The 17094-nt window shown below is 39.6% G+C and carries 19 protein-coding genes; 10 read left to right on the top strand and 9 right to left on the bottom strand.

From position 1 onward, the window contains the following. Window positions 1-48: 48 nt before the first annotated feature. From FNW07_RS01435 to FNW07_RS01405, 7 genes are read left to right on the top strand one after another with little or no spacing between them, the layout of a single operon-like run. On the top strand, window positions 49-915 hold the full coding sequence (locus FNW07_RS01435; protein ID WP_126742246.1) for a DUF58 domain-containing protein: 867 nt from the start codon (window positions 49-51) through the stop codon (window positions 913-915). An 18-nt stretch (window positions 916-933) separates the two neighbouring features. Then, on the top strand, window positions 934-2565 hold the full coding sequence (locus FNW07_RS01430; protein WP_126742245.1) for a hypothetical protein: 1632 nt from the start codon (window positions 934-936) through the stop codon (window positions 2563-2565). Further along, window positions 2565-3566 carry a VWA domain-containing protein gene (locus tag FNW07_RS01425; protein ID WP_126742244.1) on the top strand — a complete coding sequence of 334 codons (1002 nt, stop codon included), beginning with the start codon at window positions 2565-2567 and terminating at the stop codon, window positions 3564-3566. Before FNW07_RS01430 ends, FNW07_RS01425 begins: the two co-directional genes overlap by 1 nt. Window positions 3567-3572: 6 nt before the next feature. After that, on the top strand, window positions 3573-4610 hold the full coding sequence (locus FNW07_RS01420) for a VWA domain-containing protein (protein WP_126742243.1): 1038 nt from the start codon (window positions 3573-3575) through the stop codon (window positions 4608-4610). After that, window positions 4611-5372, top strand: a complete 762-nt coding sequence (locus FNW07_RS01415; RefSeq protein WP_126742242.1) for a tetratricopeptide repeat protein — start codon at window positions 4611-4613, stop codon at window positions 5370-5372. A gap of 42 nt (window positions 5373-5414) precedes the next feature. Further along, window positions 5415-7166 carry a BatD family protein gene (locus FNW07_RS01410; RefSeq protein WP_126742241.1) on the top strand — a complete coding sequence of 584 codons (1752 nt, stop codon included), beginning with the start codon at window positions 5415-5417 and terminating at the stop codon, window positions 7164-7166. Window positions 7167-7190: 24 nt separating this feature from the next. Beyond that, entirely contained in the window at window positions 7191-7934 is a 744-nt protein-coding gene (locus tag FNW07_RS01405; RefSeq protein ID WP_126742240.1) for a tetratricopeptide repeat protein, read from the top strand. 4 nt (window positions 7935-7938) lie between these two features. Here the strand turns inward: FNW07_RS01405 and FNW07_RS01400 are convergent, their stop codons facing one another. Further along, window positions 7939-8466: a CvpA family protein gene (locus FNW07_RS01400; protein WP_126742239.1), complete on the bottom strand. Its 528-nt coding sequence runs from the start codon at window positions 8464-8466 to the stop codon at window positions 7939-7941. 142 nt (window positions 8467-8608) lie between these two features. Between FNW07_RS01400 and FNW07_RS01395 the strand changes: the two genes are divergently transcribed. From FNW07_RS01395 to FNW07_RS01385, 3 genes are all read left to right on the top strand, one after another. Beyond that, window positions 8609-8965, top strand: coding sequence for a hypothetical protein (locus FNW07_RS01395; RefSeq protein ID WP_126742238.1), 357 nt, complete (start codon window positions 8609-8611; stop codon window positions 8963-8965). Window positions 8966-9052: 87 nt separating this feature from the next. Beyond that, window positions 9053-10072 (top strand): phenylalanine--tRNA ligase subunit alpha, encoded by a 1020-nt coding sequence (gene pheS / locus FNW07_RS01390; RefSeq protein WP_126742237.1) that lies wholly within the window; start codon window positions 9053-9055, stop codon window positions 10070-10072. A 121-nt stretch (window positions 10073-10193) separates the two neighbouring features. Beyond that, window positions 10194-10601 (top strand): hypothetical protein, encoded by a 408-nt coding sequence (locus FNW07_RS01385; RefSeq protein ID WP_126742236.1) that lies wholly within the window; start codon window positions 10194-10196, stop codon window positions 10599-10601. A 1-nt stretch (window position 10602) separates the two neighbouring features. Here FNW07_RS01385 and FNW07_RS01380 read toward each other — a convergent pair whose 3' ends face one another. The 8 genes from FNW07_RS01380 to FNW07_RS01345 form a co-directional block, all read right to left on the bottom strand. Continuing rightward, window positions 10603-10821 carry a hypothetical protein gene (locus FNW07_RS01380; RefSeq protein WP_126742235.1) on the bottom strand — a complete coding sequence of 73 codons (219 nt, stop codon included), beginning with the start codon at window positions 10819-10821 and terminating at the stop codon, window positions 10603-10605. A 195-nt stretch (window positions 10822-11016) separates the two neighbouring features. Continuing rightward, on the bottom strand, window positions 11017-12012 hold the full coding sequence (locus tag FNW07_RS01375) for an NAD(P)H-dependent glycerol-3-phosphate dehydrogenase (RefSeq protein ID WP_126742234.1): 996 nt from the start codon (window positions 12010-12012) through the stop codon (window positions 11017-11019). A 412-nt stretch (window positions 12013-12424) separates the two neighbouring features. Further along, window positions 12425-13588, bottom strand: a complete 1164-nt coding sequence (locus FNW07_RS01370; protein ID WP_126742233.1) for an iron-containing alcohol dehydrogenase — start codon at window positions 13586-13588, stop codon at window positions 12425-12427. A gap of 75 nt (window positions 13589-13663) precedes the next feature. Continuing rightward, a complete protein-coding gene (gene nadD, locus FNW07_RS01365) occupies window positions 13664-14245 on the bottom strand; it encodes a nicotinate (nicotinamide) nucleotide adenylyltransferase (RefSeq protein ID WP_126742232.1) in 582 nt (193 codons plus the stop codon). Continuing rightward, a complete protein-coding gene (gmk, locus tag FNW07_RS01360) occupies window positions 14246-14818 on the bottom strand; it encodes a guanylate kinase (protein ID WP_126742231.1) in 573 nt (190 codons plus the stop codon). It abuts the gene before it with no gap. A 19-nt stretch (window positions 14819-14837) separates the two neighbouring features. Continuing rightward, window positions 14838-15698, bottom strand: a complete 861-nt coding sequence (locus tag FNW07_RS01355) for a YicC/YloC family endoribonuclease (RefSeq protein ID WP_126742230.1) — start codon at window positions 15696-15698, stop codon at window positions 14838-14840. Between the two features lie 68 nt (window positions 15699-15766). Next, window positions 15767-16702: a DMT family transporter gene (locus tag FNW07_RS01350; RefSeq protein WP_126742229.1), complete on the bottom strand. Its 936-nt coding sequence runs from the start codon at window positions 16700-16702 to the stop codon at window positions 15767-15769. After that, window positions 16695-17051: an arsenate reductase family protein gene (locus FNW07_RS01345; protein WP_126742228.1), complete on the bottom strand. Its 357-nt coding sequence runs from the start codon at window positions 17049-17051 to the stop codon at window positions 16695-16697. Before FNW07_RS01345 ends, FNW07_RS01350 begins: the two co-directional genes overlap by 8 nt. Window positions 17052-17094 lie beyond the last annotated feature (43 nt).

Genomic DNA, 17094 nt, shown 5'->3' with positions numbered 1-17094 from the left:
GCATTTGAAATCTTAGACTTTTAAAGCTTTAAACAATTTTAAAAATAAATGGAAACAAAAGATCTTTTAAAAAAAGTAAGAAAAATCGAAATTAAGACCCGAAGACTGAGCGATCATATCTTTTCGGGAGAATATCATACGTCTTTTAAGGGGCGCGGAATGACTTTCAGCGAAGTTCGGGAATACCAATATGGTGATGATATCCGCTCGATTGACTGGAATGTTACGGCACGTTACAATGAACCCTACATTAAGGTTTTTGAGGAAGAACGAGAATTGACGATGGTGTTGATGGTTGATATCAGTGGCTCGGAAAGTTTTGGTTCCAGAAACCAATTCAAAAAAGACATTGTTACCGAAATCGCTGCTACGATGGCTTTTTCCGCCACACAAAACAACGATAAGATTGGATTGATTTTGTTTTCAGACCAAATCGAATTGTATATTCCTCCCAAAAAAGGAAAATCCCATGTACTCCGTATTATCCGTGAACTGATCGAGTTTGAACCCAAAAGTCATAAGACCGATGTGGCGCAGGCATTGAAGTTTTTATCCGGTACTCAAAAAAAGAAAGCCATTGTTTTCGTAATTTCCGATTTCATGACCGCTGAGTACGAACAAACCCTAAAAATCGCATCGAAAAAACATGATATCACCGGGATTCGGGTGTATGATATCCGCGAAGAAAAAATGCCCAACTTGGGAATGGTTTCGATGCTCGATGCAGAAACCGGCGAAATCCAGGTAGTCAATACTGGTTCGAAATCGGTCCGTATGGAATATGAAAAACACTATTACGATAAGGTAAATTATTTCCGGGAAACGTTCCGGAAATCTGGCTCAGGAATCGTAAATACCCGCGTGGACGAAAGTTATGTGACTAAATTATTAAGCTATTTCAAATCCAGAGCATAAAAGGCCGTCAGATAAAAAATGAAAAACAAATTTTACATTTACGTATTGATTCTAATCTCCACCAGCATTTTTGCCCAGCAGAAAAGAGTGGAAACGAGCATTGACACTACCAAAAATAAAATTGGAGCACAATTCAATTTAACGCTGAAAACCAACGTTGATACGTTATCGAATGTGGTTTTTCCAACTTCAGCCAATTTTGGTAAACTGGAAGTTATCCGTTCTTATGTGGTCGATACCATCAAAAAAGGCGACCGTTATGAATTGGTCAAAAAATATGGATTGACCCAATTTGACAGCGGGAAATATACCATCCCAAGCCTGAAAGTAATCATCAATAACAAATCGTTTTTAACGGATAGTATTGCTGTAGAAATTGCCAATGTGGCGGTTGACACCTTACAACAGAAAATGTTTGACATCAAGCCTATAGCTGCCGCGGAATCTTCACGTTCGATTTGGGTTTATATCCTTTTCTTATTGTTGATTGTCGGAATAGGAGCGTTGGTATTTTGGCTGACCAAAAAATACCAAAAGAAAAAAATCGAGGCTGAGATTTTTAGAACTCCAATAGAAAAAGCGACTACGTTATTGCAAAATTTGGAAAAGAAAGAGCTTTGGCAAAAGGGGGAAATCAAAACCTATTACAGTGAATTGACGGATATTGCCAGAAATTATATAGAAGAAGCCATTGAAATACCGGCGATGGAAAGCACCACATCTGAATTAATTATCGGACTTCGCGCAGTTTCCCTGAAAAAGAAAATGACATTGGCAACCGATACTTTAGAAAATCTGGAAAAGGTTTTGAAACATGCAGATTTAGTAAAATTTGCAAAATCTAAACCGCTTGATTTTGAAATTGCCGAAGATCGTAAAAAAATAGAGAAAGCCATTTTAACGATAGACAATTCCATCCCGGTTGAGGTGGAATTACCTGAGGATTCGGTTTTGAATGAAGCGCAAAAACAGAAACAGGCCCAGCTTTTACTGAAAAAACAACGCAGCAAGCGAATCCTGCTGGCGTTGTTGGCCGTGGTTTTATTACTTACTGCCACAGCAACTTATTTTATAGCGACCAAGGGATTCGAATATGTAAAAGATACCATTATCGGTCATCCTACAAAAGAGTTAGTCGAAGGCGACTGGGTTTTTAGTGAATATGGAAATCCGGCGGTAGCGGTGGAAACCCCAAAAGTCCTGAAGCGAATCGATTTGACCAAATCATTGCCAAAAGACGGGATGGCGCTGATAAAGGAAATGCAGTCGTTTGCCTATGGAAGCCTTACCGATAATTTTTACCTGATGGTTTCCACAATAAAATACAAACAGGAAGGCGCACTGGATTTGTCAAAATCTATTGAAGGTTCATTGCAGGCTTTGGAAGCGCAGGGGGCACAAAATATGATTATCAAACAGGAAGATTTTGAGACCAAAGAAGGAATCAGCGGGCGTAAAGGATATGGGACTTTTTCAAAAATAGATGGCATCCGAAAAAAAAGTGTCAAACTGTATTACGAAATTTTAGTATTCAGCCAGGATGGCGGACTGCAGCAGCTTATCATCGTGCACGAAGAAGGTGATAAATATGCAGAGCAGATTTCGGAACGCGTATTAAATTCTGTTGAACTTAAAAAAGCTGTTGAATAATGGGAAATGTAACCTTTTTAGATCCGGGCTTTTTCTGGTTGTTCCTTTTACTGCCACTTTTGATTGTATGGCAAATTTGGAAACGCAATCAGCAGACGGCCACCTTAAAAATCAGTTCTCTTAAAGGATTCAAAACATCGAAATCATTTTTGGCCAAACTGAAACCATTTTTATTCGCACTCCGATTGTTGGCGTTGAGTTCCTTAATCGTCGCGATGGCGCGCCCAAGAACGGTTGATGTCAGCAGTAAAACCAAAACAACAAAAGGAATCGATATCGTGATGGCTATTGACGTTTCTGGAAGTATGCTGGCCAAAGATTTGAAGCCGAATCGAATGGAAGGGCTAAAAACCGTGGCTGAAAGTTTTGTCGAGGCAAGACCGAATGACCGCATCGGATTAGTGGTTTATGCTTCGGAAGCCTATACCAAAACGCCGGTAACCAGTGATAAAGCAGTGGTACTGGAAGCGATCAGAAGTATTAAATACGACAATGTATTGCAGGACGGAACGGGAATCGGAATGGGATTGGCCACTGCGGTGAACCGTTTGAAAGACAGCGAAGCCAAAAGTAAAATTATCATTCTGTTGACCGATGGGGTAAATAATTCAGGGTTTATTGAGCCGGAAACAGCATCAGAGATTGCAAAAGAATACGGAATCAAGGTATATACCATCGGAATCGGAACCAACGGAATGGCGGAATTCCCCTATGCGATTGCCCCAAATGGCCAGTTTCTATTCCGAATGATGAAAGTAGAAATCGATGAGAGATTAATGAAATCCATCGCGGAAAAGACCGGAGGAAAATATTTCAGGGCTACCAGCAATAAAAAACTTGAAACGATATATGATGAAATCAATAAACTGGAAACCACCGAAATCGAGGAATTAAAATTTTACGATTTTGATGAAAAATTCCGACCGTTTGCCCTTTTGGCAGGAATGCTGCTTTTGATTGAAATTGGATTGCGAAACACTCTTTTCAAGAGCTTTATCTAAAATGTTATGTACGAATTAGACGAAAAAAAATATTTATATCTTTTATTTCTGGTACCAATTTTGGTGCTGCTGTTCCTATATAATCAGTATTGGAAACGAAAAAAACAACGCGAATTCGGAGATTTGGAATTGGTAAAAAAACTGAGTCCCGAGAAATCATCTTTTAAGAACATCTTAAAATTTTCGGTACTGATTTTGGCTTTAGCCAGCTTAATCACCGCATTGGCCAACCCGAAAATTGGAACCAAAACCGAAACCGTAAAACGGGAAGGAATTGATGTGGTTTTTGCTGTGGATTTATCTAAAAGCATGCTCTGCGAAGATGTCGCGCCAAGCCGAATGGAGAAAAGCAAACAGGTGGTATCACAAATCATCAATCAGTTGGCCGGCGACCGGATCGGAATCGTGGCATATGCCGGAAGCGCTTTTCCCGTTTTGCCCATCACAACCGATTACAGCGTGGCGAAAATGTTTCTGCAAAGCATGAATACGACTATGGTTTCCTCACAGGGAACGTCATTGGATGAAGCGATAAAGTTGTCGTCAACGTATTTTGATGATGACAAACAAACGAATAAACTGTTGATTTTGATTTCCGATGGCGAAGACCATTCGGAGGGTGCTAATGAGGCGGCAGAAGAAGCCAATAAATTAGGACTGAAGATCATTACGATTGGGATTGGAACCACAAAAGGAGGGCCAATCCCATTAAAAGTGAACGGTCATGTTCAAAGTTTCAAAAGGGACCAGAACGATGAGGTCGTGATTACGAAACTGAATGAGGAAAGCCTGAAAACAATTGCCAAAAATACCAAAGGCGGTTATGTGAACGGGAACAATACCAAAGAAGTATTGGAATACGTAAAAAATGCTTTGGATAATATTGAAAAGACTGAATTTGAAACGCAGCAGTTCACTGATTTCAATTCGCAATTTCAATGGTTTTTAGGGATTGCTTTCGGATTGCTGTTCCTTGATGTTTTCTTTTTGGAAAGAAAAACGCAATGGCTGAAAAAATTGAATCTATTTAATGAAAAAGAATAAATGAAAAAGTTGATTTTATATAGTTTTCTTTTGCTTTCTTTGGTCGTTTCGGCTCAGGAAAAAGACAAACATTTGCCTAAAGCCAATGAAGAATTTAGTTCTAAAAAATTTACCGATGCCGAAGCGGATTACCGGATTTCACAATCCAACAATCCAAAGAAAGCGATTGCATCGTATAATTTAGGAAACGCCATTTACAGGCAAAACCAACCCGGTGAAGCAAAATTTTCCTATGAAAAAGCCATCAAAAATGCCGAAGTACGACCCGAAAAACACAAGGCGTTCCATAATTTAGGGAATGTCTACATGAAAGAAAAAAATTATACGGCTGCCGTTGAGGCCTATAAAAATGCGTTGCGAAACAATCCGAAGGATGAAGAAAGCAGGTACAATTATGCGTTGGCCAAAAAAATGCTGAAAGACAATCCGCCGAAAAAGGATGATAAAAAAGATAAAGATAAAAAAGACGACAAGAAGCAGGACAAAAAAGATGATCCGAAGAAAGGCGGCGGGAAAGATAAAGAGGACGAGAAGGATAAAGGGAAAGATCCGAAAGACGATAAAAAAGAAGGCGACGGAAAAGATAAAAAAGATGAAAAGGACAGGAATGACGGACAACCGAAACCAAAACCCGGCGGAATTTCTAAACAACGCGTAGAAAATCTTCTGGATGCGGTAAGCAATGAAGAGAAAAAAGTCCAGGACAAGGTAAACGCCAGAAAAGTACAAGGAAAACCGGTACAAACCGAAAAAGATTGGTAATAATCGGTTCATCCGATTTAAAAATAAATGAGTAAACAAAAAATGAAAAAGTATATTTTTCTATTATTAGTAAGCTTTCAGGGACTTTTGGCCCAGGTGCAGTTTGAAGCCAAAGTCAGCAAACAGACGTTGGGGCTCAACGAACGCCTGCGCATCGATTTTTCGATGAATGACGATGGTGATAATTTTGTACCACCCAATTTTGATGGATTTAAAGTAATAGCCGGACCAAGCCAGCAAGTAAGCCAATCATGGATTAACGGCAGGAGTTCGTTTAATAAAACATATTCATATTTCCTGCTGCCAACGCAAAAAGGATCTTTGGTTATCCGACAGGCATCAATCGAAATCAATGGTCAGATTTACAAAACCTCACCCATAAGAATCAATGTGACTGCTGCCGTAGAACAGCCGAGAGATCCTAATGACACTCAGGTTTCTGCCGACGATGCCATTCATTTGGTAGCCGAAGTTTCGAAAACCAGCCCATACATCAATGAACCCATTACCGTAGTTTACAAATTGTATTTCAGCTATAACATCGGAATCAGCAATTGGCGTGAACTCGACAAACCCAAATACAATGATTTTTGGAGCCAGAATATTGATATCAAACAATTGGTGGCTGAAGAAGGAAAATACAACGGGGAACGCTACCGTTATGTGGTTTTAAGAAAGACAGTATTGTATCCTCAAAAATCAGGACGACTCGTCATTGAACCGTTGTCCTTGGATATTGATGTTCAGGTGCCAACCAACAGAAGAACTGTTTTCGGGCAAATGGTTTTGCAGGAAGGCAACAAACGCGTCTCGGCCGGATCGAAAACCATCAACGTAAAAGCACTTCCTGAAGCCGGAAAACCAGAAGATTTTTCGGGTGCCGTCGGTAAGTTTGATTTTAAGGTCACTCCTTCAAAAACCAATCTGAAATCGGGTGAAAGCCTGGATTTGGATGTTGCCATTATCGGAAAAGGGAATCTGAAATTATTTACATTACCAAAACCGGTGGTACCAAGTGCGCTTGAAATGTATGACCCCGTGCATAACGAACAGGTCAACACGCCTCTTACAGGAATGGTCGGAAAAATAGCCGATAAGTACACGATTATCCCACAATACAAAGGGAAATATCCAATCAAACCGATGCAGTTTTCTTATTTTGATTTGAATACCGGAACATATAAAACCATTACGTCACCGGAAATCATGGTTAATGTTATGGAGGGACCAACAGCTTCAGGAAATGAAGTGACCGAAAATACAGGTGTTAATAAAAGAGAAATTTTAAGTTCCGCACAGTTTAAGTATATTATGCTGAAAACGAATCTGAAAGCGATGAAACAAAAAGATTTCTTCGGGTCACCGTGGTTTTATTCGCTGACCATCTTGCCGTTTTTATGCATTCCGTTCATCGTTCTTTTCAGAAAGAAAAAAGAAGCCATTGACAGCGATGTGATGGGTAATAAAATCAAATTATCGAATAGGCTGGCGAAGAAATATTTGTCGGAAGCCAAAAAAGAAATCGGCAACAAGGAGCCTTTTTACATTGCATTGGAAAAAGCGCTGCACAATTTCCTGAAGGCCAAACTGAACATTGAAACTTCAGAGATGAGCAAGGATAAAATCAGCACTCTTTTACTGTCGCGAAATGCCCAGCCCGAAACGGTTAGCGCGTTTATTAATCTAACGGAAAACTGTGAATTTGCAAGATATGCGCCATCATCATCCGTTGCCATCCAGCAGGATTATGATAAGGCAGTGACGGTTATCTCGGAACTCGAAAAACAGATTTAATCAGTAATGATACTTGAAATAAAAATGAAAAAGATACTCACTTTATTAGTATTGACCACGCAGTTGCTGTTTGCCCAAAACGGTTTTGAGCAAGGAAATGCGCTGTATCAGAAAGGCAATTACCAGGAAGCAATTACATCTTATGAGAATGTTTTGAAAACCAAAAAGCATTCAGCGGATTTGTACTTCAATCTTGGAAATTGTTACTATAAACTGAATAAGGTAGCGCCTGCCATCTACAATTATGAAAGAGCATTGCTGTTAAATCCGAATGATGCAGAGATTCAGAACAACCTGAAATTTGCGCAAAAACTCCAGATTGATGACATTAAGGAAACGCAGGAAGTGGGTTTTAATAAATTAATTCATGATTTTACATCGACCTTTCATTACAATACCTGGGCAGGAATCACGGTTGGATTGGCGGTTTTGTTCCTGTTGTTTTTTGTAGGTTATTATTTTGCGGAACTGACGGTGTCCAAAAGACTATTGTTTTTCGGGATGTTTCTGGCAGTATTTGTTATGGTGTTGAGCATTTTGTCGGCCCTATTCGAAAAAAGCCATTGGGAGAATGACCAGCCCGCTATTGTTTTTGCAGAAATCGCGCCGGTAAAATCAGAACCAAAATCCGATACACCGGATGCTTTTGTGTTACACGAAGGCACCAAAGTTCAAATTCAGGAAAATCTGGATAGTTGGATGAAAATCAGATTAGCGGACGGAACCGAAGGGTGGATTGAAAAAAACAATGTTAAAAAATTGAAATAAGCTTTTAATTGCTGTTTTCTGCAGGTTTGACTTCCGACTTAAGAGACGTAAACCATTCCTCAAGAGTAGGATAAACAAACCCGGAAACTTTCAGGATGGGATTGTAAAACAAAGAATTATCCAGTGTTTCTTTTTCTGCGAAAGTATTGCTGCTGTTTATTTTCTGGAATAACTTCAGCGAGATACTGAGAATCAATATGGTTTTCAAAACCCCAAAAATACCTCCTGCCAATTTGTTGATCAACCCCAAACTCGCAAAGTTGGCAATGGTTGTAAAGAATTTCGCCAGAAGGCTAATGGCTACCACCACCAGCATAAAAGTCAATGCAAACGCGACAATTTTAATGGTTTTTGGAGACCACGAAACATGACTGGAAATGAGGGCATTCATCAAATGGGAAAATTTAATAGCAACATAAATCCCCACCAGCAAGGAAAGCAGGGAAGCCAATTCCACGAAAAAGCCATTCCAGATTCCGCGGATGAAACCATACAAAAGCAATCCGCCCAAAACAATGTCTAAAAAACTCATCCGTAAAAATTAAAATCAAAAGGCAAAGATAAAAGAACAAAGTAAACAGCAGCGGTAAAAACGAATAAGAATCCCGAATGTCAATTTTCAACTTCCTATCTTTGCAAATTAATTTTTGGGTTCAACCCACCAAACATAAATCATGTCAAGAGATATACAACTTAAAGAACGCTGGGAACAGCTTGTAAACATACTTTCCAATCAATTTTCACAAGGGGAAGATTTGGATCTGGATGCCATCATCTACCTGATTGGAGTTCAGGAGCTCGGGAAAGTACATAAAACGTTTAAAAAAGACGAGAAACTGAACCTGATGCACATTGCCATCTGCCGACTATTGGAACCTTACGGGTTTTACGAATTCGATTTTGTCGATGAAGACGGCTGGCCACATTATAGGGTTAAAGAAGAATTGCCACCATTAAAGGCAGGAGAACAATCGGTTTTAATGAAAGAAGCCATCGTGAATTACTTTATAGAAAAAGAACTGATTGAGTAATGATTGGATTTGGTTGTAATCTTTAAATTTTACACTTTAAACCTAAAACAAATTGCTTAAATTTGCACCTCAATTATTGAAATGAAAATGACAGATAAGATAAAAGAATATATTGGCGAAGCAAAAGCCTTTGAAACCCAGAACAAAGAAGATCTCGAAGCATTTCGTATTAAATTCTTGGGTAAGAAAGGACTTTTAAATGACTTTTTCACCGAATTCAAAAACGTGCCCAACGACCAGAAAAAGGAATTTGGGCAGGTAATCAATCTGCTTAAGAATACCGCCGAAGAAAAGGTTAAAACCATTCAGGAAACCTTGGAAAGCAAAGAAGAAATAAAAGGCTTCTATGGCGATCTGACGCGTCCGGCAGAACCCTTAGTTATCGGTTCGCGCCACCCAATTTCGATTGTTAAAAACCAGATCATCGATATCTTCTCCAACATTGGTTTCAATGTTTCGGAAGGACCGGAAATTGAGGACGACTGGCATAATTTCACCGCATTGAACTTACCGGAATACCATCCGGCGAGAGACATGCAGGATACGTTTTTTATCCAGACCAACCCGGATGTCTTGTTGCGCACGCACACGTCATCGGTACAGGTCCGTTATATGGAAGAAAACAAACCACCGATTAGAACCATTTCCCCGGGAAGGGTATTCCGTAACGAAGCGGTTTCGTCCCGTTCCCACTGTATTTTTCACCAGGTGGAAGGGTTGTATATTGATAAGGACGTTTCGTTTGCCGATTTAAAGCAAACGCTGTTATATTTCACGAAAGAGATGTTCGGAAAATCAAAAATCCGTCTGCGTCCGTCGTATTTCCCGTTTACCGAACCAAGTGCTGAGATCGATATTTATTGGGGACTGAAAACCGAAACCGATTACCGTATCACCAAAGGAACTGGCTGGCTGGAAATTGGAGGCTGTGGAATGGTAGACCCGAATGTTTTGAAAAACTGCGGCATCAACCCGGAAGAATTCAACGGATTCGCATTCGGAATGGGAGTGGAGCGTATCGCGATGCTCTTGTACCAAATCGGAGACATCCGCATGTTCTATGAAAACGATGTACGTTTCTTAGAGCAGTTCAAATCCATTATATAAATTTTTTAGGAGCTATTTCCAGCTATTCGTTACAATCTTTTCTTCGGCAAAAAGCCTCAAAAAAGGATTTTCACTGCTATCTGGGCTAAAGATCCGAAATTAAACCAACATTAGAATCGACATGAAAAAAGACATCATCATCCCCGAAGTAGAAAATGTGTTCCTTGCCGCAGTACAGGAATGGAGCGACGATTTTATGGAAAAGGTGTGGTATGTGTATCTGATCAACGACAGCGACTTCCAATTGGACGGCGTGATGGTCGTTTCTAAAGCGTTTGGTACTTTGGATGGCGAAATGAAAAAAACGTCGTTATTACGTCATGCGTTCGTCGAAATTCCACCTGTTTCGGTAGAGAAAATCGAAATGGTCGAAAAAAGTGTCCTGGCACTGAACAATGAGTTCACGATTACCTTTTTTATCGGGAATACGCTTTACGACAAGAAATTTATCTTTAAGGCCAACTCCATCAATGATAATGAGATGGAAGAAGTGCCATTATTGTTTGTCGATGGTGTGATGGTGAAATAAACTATTTAGTAGATTCGCTTTTTACTTTTGCTTTCCAGTTTATATACCCGATTAGAAATATCCCTATGGCTAAATATACAAGTACCCGTAAATAAAATTTTGGAGAAGAAATTTGCTCTGAAATTGTTTTTTCATTGATTCTGAATAAAACCATGGGAACAATCATAATGATTCCCCACAATCCACCATTTTTAATTTGGTATTTCCATCTTTCGCTCATAATAAATCAGATTTTGTTTTCCTTTTCCAACTCATATACCCAAGAAAAAAAATCCCGATAAAAACAAAACCGATCAATCTGTAAATGAATTTTTCCCAAGAATTATTTTTATAATCAAAAACAGTTAGAATAAACAAAGTTACAAATGCCCATGTTAACCCATTTTTAATCTGGTATTTCCATCTTTCACTCATGTTAATCCAGCTTATCGGTTAATTTCTTAAACACCGTTTTAGCATCTTTCCCTTCGTATAATATCTCGTAAACGGCATTGATTATCGGAGTCTTCGCTTTGTATTCCTGATTGAGCTTGTAGGTGCTTTTTGCGGCATAATATCCTTCGGCAACCATACTCATTTCCATCATGGCACTTTTAACGGTGTAGCCTTTCCCAATCATGTTTCCAAACATCCGGTTTCGCGAAAAAACAGAATATCCGGTTACCAATAAATCGCCCAAATAAGCCGAATCATTAATGTTCCGTTTCATTTTGTGGACTTTCTTGATGAATTTCTTCATCTCACGGATGCCGTTACTCATCAAAACCGACTGGAAGTTGTCTCCATAACCCAAACCATGGGCTATTCCGGCGGCAATTGCATAAATATTTTTCAGCATAGCGGCATATTCCGTCCCGATGATATCGTCGGTAATTTTGGCCTTGATATAATTTCCGGACAAACATTTGGCTACTATTTTGGCTTTTGCAGCGTCACCACAGGCAATAGTCAGGTACGATAAACGCTCCAATGCCACCTCTTCAGCGTGACACGGCCCCGTTATTACACCAATATTTTCAAAAGGAATGCTGTAGGTTACATTAAAATGCTCGCCTACAATCAAACTGGTTTCCGGAACGATTCCTTTTATGGCGGAGAAAATGACTTTTCCCTCTAAACTGACCGTCAGTTTCTGTAATTCATCATTCAAAAATGCCGACGGGATGGCAAAGATGATATAATCAGCATAAGCCACCGCTTCATTGATGTCACTGGTAAGATTCAGTTTTTTTGTGTCAAATTCAACAGAACTCAGGTAATTTGGGTTGTGATGAAAGTTATTTATATGTTGGATTGCATCATTGTTTCGCATGTACCAGGAAATTTCCGGCAGATTCACACATAACATTTTTGCAATGGCTGTAGCCCAGCTTCCGCCACCAATGACGGCAAATTTTGGTTGTTCGATCATGTTTATATTTTTTAGCCCTGATATTCCATGTTTTGGGAACTAACTTCATTTTTGAAGGTAAAAAGCTTCAGGACTTTAGAGTTTCCAAAAGTACTTAAAGATGTACGAAGTACAAAGTAATTGAATCGGAAGATTGTATTTTTATCGGAAATTCCAACTTATAAAATCTTAACATAAAATTGTGATGTGTAATACAATGTAAAAAATACTCTTGCGTTTACTATATTAACGACATCATATTGTTATATTGACGGGCGAGTTTTGTAGCGATACCAAACGGACACAGAGTCATAGTAATGATTTGAAGAGTTAGTTAATTTTGTTTTGGTGTTATGAGAAAGGCGTTCCTGAATTAAATTCACGAACGCCTTTTGATTTTAATTTGATGGAGTTCAGCATCTATATCATGGAGCTAATAACTCATCTCCACAATCGATTTTACTTTCTCCAAAGTGATGTTTTGTCTTTCTCCCAAACCTTTCCAGCCCCTTTTGTCAAAACGATCGACGATGAAATCAGCTGTTTGCTTAAAATCGTTGGTGTAATCCGAGAGTTTGGTATCCATGCCCATCGTATGGAAAAATGCCACCGTTTTTTTGATGGCTTCGGTAGCAATCTCATCTTCGCTTCCGGTCAGGTTAAATATACGGCTGCCATATTGTGCCAATTTTGCTTTCTTCGTCTCAAACATCACATGATACAGGTTAGGACCTATGATAGCCAGGGTTCGTGCATGATCAATGCCATATAACGCAGTGAGTTCGTGTCCTATCATATGCGTTGCCCAATCTGTGGGTACGCCTTTTTGTATTAATCCGTTCAACGCCATCGTGCAGCACCACATAAAATTGGAAGCCAACGCGTAATCCGTGGGGTTATCCGCGACTTTCGGGCCGATTTCAATTAGGGTTTGTAGGATGCTTTCGGCAATCCTGTCCTGAAGATAGCCTTCATGTGGATATGTCAGATATTGTTCCATCACGTGCGTGTAGGCATCGACGACGCCATTTTGCAATTGTCTTTTTGGTAAGGAAGCAATAACGGTAGGATCGCAAATGGAGAATTTTGGAAATAATGCCGGCCCGCCAAAGGCAAGTTTTTCCTGGGTCGCCTCAATGGTTACAACTGCTCCGGAGTTCATTTCGCTGCCCGTTGCCGGTAAAGTCAATACCGTTCCGAATGGTATGACCCTTGACAAATCGGTGATGGAAAGTCGTTTTTGCAACATCTCCATTGGATTTCCGTCAAAATGGACCGCCGCTGAAATAAATTTCACACCATCAATCACGGATCCGCCACCCACGGCCAGGATAAAATCGATTTTTTGTTCTTTGATAACGTCAACGGCTTTCATAAGGGTTTCAAAATGAGGATTGGGTTCGATACCGCCGAATTCCACGATTTCGAAATCCCGTAAAGCAGCTTTTACCTGATTGTAGATTCCGTTCTGGAAGATGCTTCCCCCGCCATAGGCGAGCAGGATTTTGGCGTCTTTCGGAACAAGTTTGGATAATTTTTGGATCTGGTCCTTCCCGAAAATTAAGTTGGTAGGATTGTATAATTCGAAGTTTAGCATAACAGTTGATTTTTCTCAAAGTTATGAAATTGATTTATTAGATGTAATAAAGGAATGTTAAGAAAAGGGAATTGCCTACTTCTTGTAAAAATTATTATGGTCAATATACTCCCATACTTTTGGAGAAAGCAACGGCATAATATTGGTTTTGTTTTTGACGCTTTCGCGGATAAAAGTTGACGAAATTTCGACTATAGGGGCATCTATAAAATGAATTTTCGGATGGTTCTTCAATTCCTGGTTTTCTGCTTCGGATGAAACGCGTGGATAGACATAAATGTTATGGCTCTGCAAAATGGCTTCGTAGTTTTTCCATTTGTGAAACGACTTAAGGTTGTCTTCGCCCATAATCAGTGCAAATTCATACGAGGGAAATTTTTCCTGCAAATACACCAGCGTATTGATGGTATAGTTGGGCTGTGAAAGCTTGAATTCGATGTCGGAAGGCTTGATTTTAGGAAAATCTTCCGTCGCCAGATGCACCATCTGCAACCGGTGGTGATCATCGAGTAAAGTATCTTTCTTTTTATGGGGATTATGTGGCGTGACCACCATCCAGATTTGGTCTAAATCAGAATGCTCCGCCATATGATTGGCAATAATCAGATGCCCAATGTGGATGGGATTGAAGGTTCCGAAATACAGGCCGATTTTCATTTACTGTACAAAATTCTTAACCAACTCGTAGGCTTCCGCTTTGGCGGTTTCCAAATCATAATTCTTGATAATCACATCAAATTGTGGTGCTGTTGCCAACTCAACCGAGGCTTTGGCGATACGCATATTGATTTTGTCATCTGTTTCGGTCGAGCGTTTTTTCAATCGGATTTTCAATTCGTCGATGCTTGGTGGTTTTACAAAAACCGCTAATGTTTCTTTTGGGAATTTTGATTTTATACGCAGTCCGCCTGCGACATCAATATCGAAAATCACATTTTTGCCGAGAGCCCAAATACGTTCCACCTCAGATTTTAAGGTGCCGTAAAAATTGTCGCGGTACACTTCTTCCCACTCCAAAAAATCCTCGGCCTTGATGTGCTTTTTAAAATCTTCAGTCGAAATGAAATAATAATCGGTTCCGTTAATTTCCTGAGCTCTCGGCTCACGGGAAGCTGCTGAAATGGAAAATTCCAAATTCAGATCCTCTTTTCCAAGCAAATGCCTAACTATAGTGGTTTTTCCCGAACCTGAAGGTGCCGAAAACACGATTAATTTTCCTCCTGAACTCATTGTAGTATCGTTTTTACTTTTAAAGTACGTTTAAAACCTGCTCTTTAATTTTTTCCAGTTCGTCTTTCATCTGAACGACTAATTTCTGCATTTGTGCATGGTTGGCTTTGGAGCCCATCGTATTGATTTCCCGCCCCATTTCCTGGGTGATAAAACCTAATTTTCTTCCGTTGGCTTCAGTTCCATCAATGGTTTCCAAAAAATAATCCAGGTGATTGGTCAGACGCACTTTTTCTTCAGTGATATCCAGTTTTTCCAAGTAATAAATCAGTTCCTGTTCAAAACGATTTTCATCAACGTTGACTTTCAATTCTGAAATAGCGGTCTGAAGACGGTCTTTTATCGCCTGAACCCTTTCTGCATCCAAGGCCAGGGCATCATTCATATACTGGCGGATATTTCCAATCCGGAATTGGAATTCTTTTTCCAAAGAAGCACCTTCGTCTTTTCTGAAACTTAATATATTGCTCAGTCCTTCGTCAATAACCGTTTGGATCTGAACCCAGTCATTTTCATCAATTTCGTCACGCTCTGTTTTTAAGGCATCCGGCATACGAACTGCCATTTTCATCAGTTCGGTTTCATCGGCACCAGCATATACTTCCCGAAGCTGGCCGATATAGGCTTTTACGATAGGGACATTCACTTTCGTGGAAGTCTGTTCGGCGGTGTTTTCTATAAAAATGGAAAAATCAATTTTACCTCTTTCCAAGGCCAGTGCTGCCTGGTTACGCAAACCCAATTCCATTTCCCGATAAACAGAAGGCATTCTGACATTCAGGTCAAGGCCTTTGCTGTTTAAAGATTTTACTTCTATCGTAATTTTTTTGGTTGGAAGCTGCAAAGTTGCTTTCCCAAAACCCGTCATGGATTGTATCATATTATTTTTCTAAAAGACTTCAAAGATAATGAAAAGCATTTTGAAACACCAATTACGTGAATCATAGATTAATTTGTGAAATCGGCGCTTTTATCTGGTTGTGTTTGTACATCTGAAGGCTTAATTGCTGTTTTTTGAGTAACGAGGTAAACACCAGAAAAAATCAATATTGCAGAAGCAATTTTTACCCAACTCAATTTATCTTTTTCTAAACCGATGGCAAAAATTGTGGCAAATAAAGGCTGAAGATAAATAAAAACGGCAACAGTAGTGGGCTTCAATTCTTTCATCGAAAGCAGATTCAGTAAGTACGTCAGGAAGGTGGAAAAAACGACCACAAAGCCAATTTTCCAATAAATCGCTATACTCACAACACTCCAGTTTACGGCCTCAAATTGGCTCCAGCCAAACGGTAAAACCATCAAAAACCCGAACAAATAAATCCATTTCACAAAAGTAAAAGCACTGTATTTATCCATCAGTTTCTTTACGATAATCAGATAAAAACCATATGATACCGCATTAACAAAGACAAGGAAATTACCCAGATTCGCGTTCGGGGCATTGCCGACCGATTTTCCGTAAAGAATCAAAAAAGCCGTTCCGACGAGGCCGAGAACGATTCCAAAAACTTTGCGTTTTGGCATACGTTCTTTGAGGATTATTGCCGAAAGAATAAGTACAATTATCGGGGTGGTCACCATGATGACCGATGCCGAAATCGGCGAAGTCAGACTCAAACCTTTAAAAAAGGTCAACATATTTAACGCAACACCAAACAATGCAGCACATATGATTCGGGGGAAATCATTGAGGGCAATTTTCTCTTTTGGCATAAAAAGCCAAACCAGCCAAAATAACAAAACAGACCCGCCAACACGCATCAGGATAAATCCGTATGCATCAATGTAGTGCGGCATCACATCTTTGGCAATAGTAAAAGTGACACCATAAATAAGGGAAACGATTGTAGCGCCAATCAGGGCAAGATTCCTTTTAGACATTTTCAAAAGCTTTCATTACCTGCAACATGTTCTGTTGGGTGTTGCCAATGTATATCTTGTCCCCGATGATAAATACCGGACGACTCAAAAAAGTATAATGTTCCAAAAGGTATTTTTTATAATCGTCTTCTGTCAGGGACTGGTTTTTTAGTCCCATCGATTTGTACAGCTGTGCTTTTTTGCTAAAAAGCGCTTCATAACTCCCTGCAAGTCCGTGCATTTTTTCGAGTTCTGCGGCAGTGATAGGATTCTCCCGAATGTCATGAAAACTTAGGTTGTGATTTTTAGGCAAAGACTTTATGATTTTCCGACAGGTGTCACAGGAAGCGAGGTAGTATATTTTGTCCATTGGGTGAAATTAATGTTGAAAATTGGTCCTGCAAAGGAAAATC

This window comes from Flavobacterium sp. GT3R68, assembly GCF_007109225.1.
In the GTDB taxonomy this organism is placed as follows: domain Bacteria; phylum Bacteroidota; class Bacteroidia; order Flavobacteriales; family Flavobacteriaceae; genus Flavobacterium.
The sequence above is the reverse complement of the archived record's forward strand: the minus strand, read 5'-3'. Positions and strand labels throughout refer to the sequence as shown.

Bases quoted from the DNA above. Each gene is read 5' to 3' on its own strand.
- FNW07_RS01435 (WP_126742246.1), top strand. From the start codon at position 49: ATGGAAACAAAAGATCTTTTAAAAAAAGTAAGAAAAATCGAAATTAAG.
- FNW07_RS01430 (WP_126742245.1), top strand. From the start codon at position 934: ATGAAAAACAAATTTTACATTTACGTATTGATTCTAATCTCCACCAGC.
- FNW07_RS01425 (WP_126742244.1), top strand. From the start codon at position 2,565: ATGGGAAATGTAACCTTTTTAGATCCGGGCTTTTTCTGGTTGTTCCTT.
- FNW07_RS01420 (WP_126742243.1), top strand. From the start codon at position 3,573: ATGTACGAATTAGACGAAAAAAAATATTTATATCTTTTATTTCTGGTA.
- FNW07_RS01415 (WP_126742242.1), top strand. From the start codon at position 4,611: ATGAAAAAGTTGATTTTATATAGTTTTCTTTTGCTTTCTTTGGTCGTT.
- FNW07_RS01410 (WP_126742241.1), top strand. From the start codon at position 5,415: ATGAAAAAGTATATTTTTCTATTATTAGTAAGCTTTCAGGGACTTTTG.
- FNW07_RS01405 (WP_126742240.1), top strand. From the start codon at position 7,191: ATGAAAAAGATACTCACTTTATTAGTATTGACCACGCAGTTGCTGTTT.
- FNW07_RS01400 (WP_126742239.1), bottom strand. From the start codon at position 8,466: ATGAGTTTTTTAGACATTGTTTTGGGCGGATTGCTTTTGTATGGTTTC.
- FNW07_RS01395 (WP_126742238.1), top strand. From the start codon at position 8,609: ATGTCAAGAGATATACAACTTAAAGAACGCTGGGAACAGCTTGTAAAC.
- pheS (WP_126742237.1), top strand. From the start codon at position 9,053: ATGACAGATAAGATAAAAGAATATATTGGCGAAGCAAAAGCCTTTGAA.
- FNW07_RS01385 (WP_126742236.1), top strand. From the start codon at position 10,194: ATGAAAAAAGACATCATCATCCCCGAAGTAGAAAATGTGTTCCTTGCC.
- FNW07_RS01380 (WP_126742235.1), bottom strand. From the start codon at position 10,821: ATGAGCGAAAGATGGAAATACCAAATTAAAAATGGTGGATTGTGGGGA.
- FNW07_RS01375 (WP_126742234.1), bottom strand. From the start codon at position 12,012: ATGATCGAACAACCAAAATTTGCCGTCATTGGTGGCGGAAGCTGGGCT.
- FNW07_RS01370 (WP_126742233.1), bottom strand. From the start codon at position 13,588: ATGCTAAACTTCGAATTATACAATCCTACCAACTTAATTTTCGGGAAG.
- nadD (WP_126742232.1), bottom strand. From the start codon at position 14,245: ATGAAAATCGGCCTGTATTTCGGAACCTTCAATCCCATCCACATTGGG.
- gmk (WP_126742231.1), bottom strand. From the start codon at position 14,818: ATGAGTTCAGGAGGAAAATTAATCGTGTTTTCGGCACCTTCAGGTTCG.
- FNW07_RS01355 (WP_126742230.1), bottom strand. From the start codon at position 15,698: ATGATACAATCCATGACGGGTTTTGGGAAAGCAACTTTGCAGCTTCCA.
- FNW07_RS01350 (WP_126742229.1), bottom strand. From the start codon at position 16,702: ATGTCTAAAAGGAATCTTGCCCTGATTGGCGCTACAATCGTTTCCCTT.
- FNW07_RS01345 (WP_126742228.1), bottom strand. From the start codon at position 17,051: ATGGACAAAATATACTACCTCGCTTCCTGTGACACCTGTCGGAAAATC.